Annotated in this window: 7 protein-coding genes; 4 read left to right on the top strand and 3 right to left on the bottom strand. The window is 56.1% G+C overall.

All coding sequences use genetic code 11. The features are described from left to right. Positions 1-212 precede the first annotated feature (212 nt). From RI563_RS00685 to RI563_RS00670, 4 genes are all read left to right on the top strand, one after another. A complete protein-coding gene (locus RI563_RS00685) occupies positions 213-695 on the top strand; it encodes a DUF3015 domain-containing protein (protein ID WP_310692391.1) in 483 nt (160 codons plus the stop codon). 78 nt (positions 696-773) lie between these two features. Continuing rightward, positions 774-2693: a DUF4105 domain-containing protein gene (locus RI563_RS00680; protein ID WP_310692390.1), complete on the top strand. Its 1920-nt coding sequence runs from the start codon at positions 774-776 to the stop codon at positions 2691-2693. Continuing rightward, a complete protein-coding gene (locus RI563_RS00675; protein ID WP_310692389.1) occupies positions 2690-3520 on the top strand; it encodes an alpha/beta hydrolase in 831 nt (276 codons plus the stop codon). Before RI563_RS00680 ends, RI563_RS00675 begins: the two co-directional genes overlap by 4 nt. Before the next feature lie 149 nt (positions 3521-3669). Beyond that, entirely contained in the window at positions 3670-4704 is a 1035-nt protein-coding gene (locus RI563_RS00670) for a class 1 fructose-bisphosphatase (RefSeq protein ID WP_310692388.1), read from the top strand. 18 nt (positions 4705-4722) lie between these two features. Here RI563_RS00670 and RI563_RS00665 read toward each other — a convergent pair whose 3' ends face one another. The 3 genes from RI563_RS00665 to RI563_RS00655 all read right to left on the bottom strand — a co-directional run. Next, positions 4723-5409, bottom strand: a complete 687-nt coding sequence (locus tag RI563_RS00665; RefSeq protein ID WP_310692387.1) for a hypothetical protein — start codon at positions 5407-5409, stop codon at positions 4723-4725. Between the two features lie 16 nt (positions 5410-5425). Then, positions 5426-6730: an ammonium transporter gene (locus tag RI563_RS00660; protein WP_310692386.1), complete on the bottom strand. Its 1305-nt coding sequence runs from the start codon at positions 6728-6730 to the stop codon at positions 5426-5428. 37 nt (positions 6731-6767) lie between these two features. Further along, positions 6768-7059: hypothetical protein (locus RI563_RS00655; protein ID WP_310692385.1), on the bottom strand; the 292-nt coding region annotated here is incomplete at its 5' end.

Raw genomic sequence — 7059 nt, 5'->3', positions numbered from 1 at the left:
GATTTTATCCGAAGCCGAAACGTTTATTGAGGGTGAGATGGCTCGCCTTGCCCCGGCCAAAAAATAAGACTCCATTATTTGTGAACCTGTTCAACTTATTCGGCCGGTTTTGTTGGACATACTGACAATCACTGCTATTACTTTAAGTTCAGGTTCCTGCTGTATTTCGCAGCCAGGGCCGGTTACAAGAATCAACAGGGAGTCTTACGCATATGAAAAAATTAATCACTGCATCTTTCTTGTCCGTCATGGTCGTTTCCGCCGCCAGTGCCGCACCCAACAACGTCGGTTGTGGCTGGGGTTCCATGGTTTTTGAAGGCAAGAACGGTGTTCCCGAGCAGGTACTCGCCGCAACCACCAACGGCACCTTCGGTAACCAGACTTTCGGTATCTCATCCGGTACGGCCGGCTGTGCCCGTGACGGCGTCGTCCAGCAATATGCCGCTGCCGATGCCTTTACCGGCGCCAACATGGAACGTCTCGCCCGCGATATGTCCGTGGGTCAGGGTGAAGCGCTGGAAACCATGGCCGATCTGATGGATATTGCCGACGAACACAAGCCGGCCTTCTTCAAGGCAAGCAAGGAAAACTTCGCCCGTATCTTTCCGTCTGAGAACGTGACTTCCGAGCAGGTTCTGACCTCGCTGAACGACGTCATGGCCTCTGACAACGTACTCTCTCGCTACGCGGTTTAATTCAACCCGCAGCGGTAAACCACAGGCACCCGGTGTTTTCACCGGGTGCTTTTCTATGGGTAAAACAAAAATTCACCAATGGCTGTCTTTCTGCGTTTGCGTTATCTATTCCTCGGTCTCTTCTGTCTGTTACTGCCCGTCCAGGCCTGGAGCAATACCTATCTGGATGAGCTTGTCGAACGCGCCGAACAGCAGCAACTGGCACAACATCCCTACTGGCTGAAACTCGTTCACTACAAACCGGATCTTTTCGGTGGCTATACCAGTGAAGTCCTCAACCGTAATTTTTTCAACGCCGCGGACGGACCTCGCAACCCCCAATCGGAACTCAACGCCACCCTTAAGGCTTTCTTTTCCGATCTCGAGGAAACCGACCAGCAGCAAAATCCCCAGTGCCGTTTTATTGCCCGTTATCACTGGCTGAACTCGCAACTGGATTTTGACCCGGACAAACTCGAACCCCGCACCTGCCAGCGCTTTACTGACTGGTATGACACCATCGATCCCCATCGACTGACGCTGATCTTTCCGGCCGGGACGGACAACAGTCCTTCGTCCATGTTCGGCCATACCCTAATCCGTATCGATCGTCAGGATCAAACTGAGCGCAGCCGGCTTTTTTCCTATTCGATCAACTATGCCGCGGAGACCGACGAAACCAATGGTGTGCTGTTTGCTTTCAAGGGCATCCTGGGAGGTTATCCGGGGCGCTTTTCGATCATGCCGTATTACGATAAGGTTAATCAGTATAACCAGATGGAAAACCGCGATATCTGGGAATACCAGCTGAATTTCACCCCCGAGGAAATCGATCGCCTGCTGCGCCATGCCTGGGAAATTGGACAGGTCGATTTTGCCTATTACTTTTTTCTGGAAAACTGTTCTTATCGCCTGCTCGAGCTGCTCGACATCGCCCGGCCGGGCATGCATACCGCCGATGAGTTCGACTGGTTCGCCATTCCCGGGGATACCGTCCATGTGGCTCTGAAACAGGAAGCGCTGCTGGATCGTGCCCTGTATCGCCCGTCGCAACGTACGCGCATCCAGCATGTCCTTTCCCGCCTCACGGCAGAGGAACAAACCTCCGTGCTGGAACTGGCGGATGGCAAACTGCCGGTCGATGATCCGTCACTTCAACAGCGGGAACCGAGCCGGCGCGCCGTGATCTACGAAACCGCCTATGATTATGTCCAGTATCGACATAATCAGGGCGAGCCGGATCGCGATGCGATCGCCAAACTTTCTTATCAACTGCTCATGCAACGCAATCAGCTTCCCACCGAAACGGGCATGCCCGGAGTACCGACGCCGCCGGTGCGCCTGGATCAGGGACACGGCTCATCCCGTCTAGCCCTGGGCTACGTCAATGACGATCATCGCGATGTGCTCGAGCTGCGCCTGCGTCCGGCCTATCACGATCTGCTCGATCCGCGCGCCGGCTATACCGAGGGCGCCCAGATCAACTTTTTTGATCTGAGCCTGCGCCACGATTTCGATCGGGATAAAACCCGGGTGCATGCCTTTCGTCTGGTGGATATCGTCTCGCTGGTGGGCCGGGACGACTTTTTCAAACCGATCTCCTGGAAGTTCAATATGGGTCTGGAACGCTGGCCCATCGACGCTTCGCCCGATGAACGGCTGGTCTTTGCGCTTAACGGCGGCGGCGGTCTGGCCTTCTCCCTTTCCGAGCGTGTTAAATTCTACACCCTGGCCGACGCCACCCTGCTGGGACACGATCAACTCGATCACAGCCTGTCGGCCGGCATTGGACCGAGTCTGGGTCTGATCTGGGATATCACCCCCCACTGGCGGTTCAAGCTCGACTCCCGTTCACAGCGTTTTGCCGACGATCTGGATCTCACCTATGTGGAACACAGCATTGCGCAAAGCTTTCACTGGGACCGCAACAGTTCGCTACGGCTGAAATGGCTGCGGCGCGGTCCGGACGGGCAGACGACGGATTCGATTAACCTTTCCTGGCACTGGTATCTCAAATGAGAGTGTGGTGGCTGATTCCTTTTTTGCTCCTTCTGGGGGGGTGTAATCACCTGGTCTTCCACCCGGAAAAGCCTCATTACCCGATACCCGAGGATCTGGGCATTGATCGTCAGGCCCATTTTTTCCGAACGCCCGACGATCTGCTGCTGCATGGCTGGTTTATTCCGGCCGTGGACGCGGAGCCGGCCAGGGGCACGGTGTTTTTTCTGCACGGTAATGCCCAGAACATCAGCACCCACCTGCGCGCTGTCTGGTGGTTGCCGCATTACGGATACAACGTCTTCCTGTTCGATTATCGCGGCTTCGGCCACTCCCAGGGGAAGCCCTCCCTGGAGGGCCTGCACCGGGATGTACCGGCGGCACTGGATTATTTGTTTACCGAACTGCCGGTCGATCCCAACAGGGTAGTGGTTTATGGCCAGAGCCTGGGAGCCTCGCTGGCCATTACCGCCGCGCCACAATCCGACTACTTTGCGCAGGTGCAGGGGGTGATCGCCGAAGGAGCGTTTACCAGCTACCGCGTGGTTGCCCGCGAGGCGCTGGGCAACTGGTGGCTCACCTGGCCACTGCAATACCCCTTATCGCTCACTATCTCGGATGACTATCGACCGATCGATACCGTGGACGACATTTCACCCGTGCCCTTGTTACTCATTCAGGGTGCCAACGACGCGGTGATCTCGCCTCATCACGGTGAAGACCTGTTCAATGCCGCGCAGCAACCCAAGCAGCGCTGGGTGGTGGAGCAGGCCGGACACAATAATGCCCTGAGCAGTGAAACCGCCCGCCGCGAGTTCCTCGACTACCTCGACAGCCTGTTGAAATAACCCTATTTTAAAAATGGGACCGCGCGATTCGTCACCGTTCTGGTTCAGAATATCCGTGAATATTGATATACTTATATTCTTTGCCCTGTCGGCTGTCTGCTGCGCGGGGCCAACGGCAAGAATTTAACCGAGAACAGACCGAGGCAATTATGCGAGACGGAAGAATCACCATCACCCAGTTCATCATTGAGGAGCAACGTCGCATCAAGGATGCCACGGGTGATTTTACCTCCCTGCTGAACGACATCGTCACCGCCTGCAAGGAGATCTCCAACCTGGTCAACCACGGCGATCTGATCGGCGTACTGGGACAGGCCGGGACTGAAAATGTGCAGGGCGAGGATCAGAAAAAGCTGGATATCATCACTAATGATGTATTCCTGCGTTCCAACGAGTGGTCCGGCCATCTCGCCGCCATGGCATCCGAGGAAATGGAAGAAATCTCTCACATTCCCAGCCAGTACCCGCGTGGTAAGTACTTACTGACTTTTGATCCGCTGGACGGCTCTTCGAATACCGACGTCAATGTCTCGGTCGGCACCATCTTTTCCATCCTGCGTTGTCAGGGCGACTGCCAGAATCCGACCACCGAAGACTTCCTGCAGCCCGGCACCGAACAGGTTTGCGCCGGCTACGCTCTGTATGGCCCTTCCACCATGATGGTGTTGACCACCGGCAATGGCGTCAACGGCTTTACTCTGGATCAGAATATCGGTGAGTTCATTCTGACTCATCCCAACCTGACCATTCCGGAATCGACCCGTGAATTCGCCATTAATGCTTCCAACATGCGCTTCTGGGAGCCCCCGGTTAAACGCTATGTGGATGAGTGTCTCACTGGCTCCGCTGGCGATCGCGACGAAGATTTCAATATGCGCTGGATCGCTTCCATGGTCGCCGAAGTCCACCGCATCCTGATCCGTGGCGGCATCTTCCTCTATCCAATGGATGAGAAGATGAAAGCCAAGGGGGTAACCGGCAAACTGCGTCTGATGTACGAAGCCAACCCCATGTCCTTCATCGTGGAACAGGCCGGCGGTATGAGCTCCACCGGTCGCGAGCGGATCATGGAACTGCAGCCGAACAACCTGCACCAGCGCGTCCCGGTCGTACTCGGCTCAAAGCAGGAAGTCGAACGGGTGGTGGAATACCACAAGGAACATGACGCCAACGCCGCCGCCTGAATCACAGCGACTGGCGTTTTACAATAAAACCCGCGGCGAGAGCTCCTCGCCGCGGGTTTTTTGTTCCGCCTCGGCCACCGCCTGGCCCAGGAGCCGATCCGCGGTCACCGGCCCCAGATACTCACAACACCCCAGCCACGCCTGATGCACAATCCGCCGCATCTGCTCTCGCGGCAGGTTCACCGTCAATATCGGCTCGATCCCCAGCAACCAGCTGTTCAGGCGCCGGGTCTCCATACTGAAAGACCCGTTTTGCAACATCCTCTCGCGCAAAAACTTGCGCAGTCGCAATGCCGTGGGATAATCCTCCTCTTCCAGTCGTGAAAGCAGGCTTTGATAGAGCTGCTCGAAAACCGGCTGGGCCGGATCCTGATCGGATCCCTGACCTGCGCCGGGAAAATCCGGCTCCCCCTGAAACAATTTCGCATACTGTACCTCGATCTCCCGTGGCAGTAGTGCCATTACCTTGGTGACATTGAGCACCATCTCCTTGCGATAGGGCCACAGCGGATTGTCTGGAGTCACCAGTTGCTTGATAAATTGCTGGATGGCAAAGCGGGGGGCCCGGCTGAAATGCTGCTCCCAGTAATCAGCGGCCTGGCGACATTCTTCCAGCGCCATGAAGGGACTCAGTCCTACCATAATGGCCTGCTTGCGAATGACCATGCTGTTGTTCTCTTGCGATTCGGATGCGGTTGCTGCCATCGGCTCACTCTCCCTGTTAGTGGTTTTTGCCCTGATGTAATGGTGCGGCCTGGAATTCCGGGTAGGCGATCTCGTAATGTTCGCTGTAATCCAGCCCGCGCTGTTCATCCTCGCTACTGGCGCGCAGGCCACGGGTTAGCTGGATCAGACCGTACATCAACAGCGCCACGGGAAAGGCCCAGGCAAATCCCGCCAGAATTCCCAGTACCTGCACCAGCACCTGGGCCGGATTGAACAGATCCCCGGCCAGGAACAGACCGGCGGCCAGGGTCCCCCAGGCGCCGGCGAATCCATGCACGGGAACGGCACCAACCACATCATCCAGACGCAGTCTTTCCATTAGTGCAGTCCCGACTACAACCACCCAGCCGGCGATCAGTCCGGTGATGACCGCATACATGGGTTCCATGCTGGCACACCCGGCAGTGATCGACACCAGTCCACCAATACCGCCGTTGATGGTCTGCGTTAACAGCACCGGTTTACGTCTTAAGCCCATACTCAGCAGGGCGCCAACGGCACCGGCGGCGGCCGCCAGATGCGTATTCAACGCAATCAGGCCGATACTCGCATCGGCGCTGGCGGTGCTGCCGGCGTTGAAGCCAAACCAGCCAAGCCAGAGAATAAATCCACCCAGCGCCACACTGTTGAGATTGTGCCCGGCAATCAGGCGGCTGTTGCGTTGTTGATCGTAGCGACCCAGTCTTGGCCCCAGTACGATGATGCCGGCCAGGGCGATCCAGCCACCGATCGAATGGACAACCGTCGATCCGGCAAAATCGATAAAACCCAGCTCTGCCAGCCAGCCATTGCCCTCGTACAGGCTTCCCCATACCCAGCTGCCATAGACCGGATAGATCACAGCACACACAATGATCGCGCCGATTAAATAGGCCCCGTAACGGGTCCGTTCGGCCATGGCCCCACTGGCGATGGTCACCGCCGTGGCCGCGAACATGGTCTGGAAAAACAACAGGCTGTAATCCATATGCTCGGCATTGCCGAGCCAGAAATGACTCTGACCCAGCAGACCGGTTGGATTGGCTCCGAACATCAGGCCATAGCCGATTAACCAGAAAGCGAGACTGCCCAGACACAGATCCATGTAGTTTTTCATCACCACATTGACGGAATTCTTGGCCCGTGACATACCGCTTTCCAGCAGGGCAAAACCGGCCTGCATAAAAAACACCAGGGCACCGGCGGTAATCAACCAGACAGTATCCATTGACTGTTGTAACCCGGCCGTCGTGTCCGCCATGACCGGTGTGATACCGGCCACACTTGTTACCAGCACAAGCCACTTGCGTTGTTGTTTCATTTCTGCCCTTTGCTTTGCTATTGAATAAAACCGTTATTCATTGCAAAGGGTTGAGCAATTGCTGTGCCAGGAAAAATCCGGGTAAACCCGTATTATTTTTTGAACCTGCCTCCTTTTGGCGCATTGCACCGGAGTCGGTGCACCAGAACGTTACCTCAACGGATCCAATCAACCCGGCCCATTCACATGCGCGGCCATAATACTCTCGCAGAGACGCTGAACGCGCTGAGAAGTAAATCAAATCAGATTTCTTTGCGCCGTAGCGGCCCTGCGAGAGACAGGCTTTTTCTTCTACTGCACAGCCGGGTTGTATCTTGCCGCCAAAGGCG

The sequence above is a fragment of the Thiohalophilus sp. genome (assembly GCF_031581315.1).
Lineage (GTDB): Bacteria > Pseudomonadota > Gammaproteobacteria > UBA6429 > Thiohalophilaceae > Thiohalophilus.
Note: the sequence above shows the minus strand (reverse complement) of the source record. Positions and strands in the feature narration are given on the sequence as shown.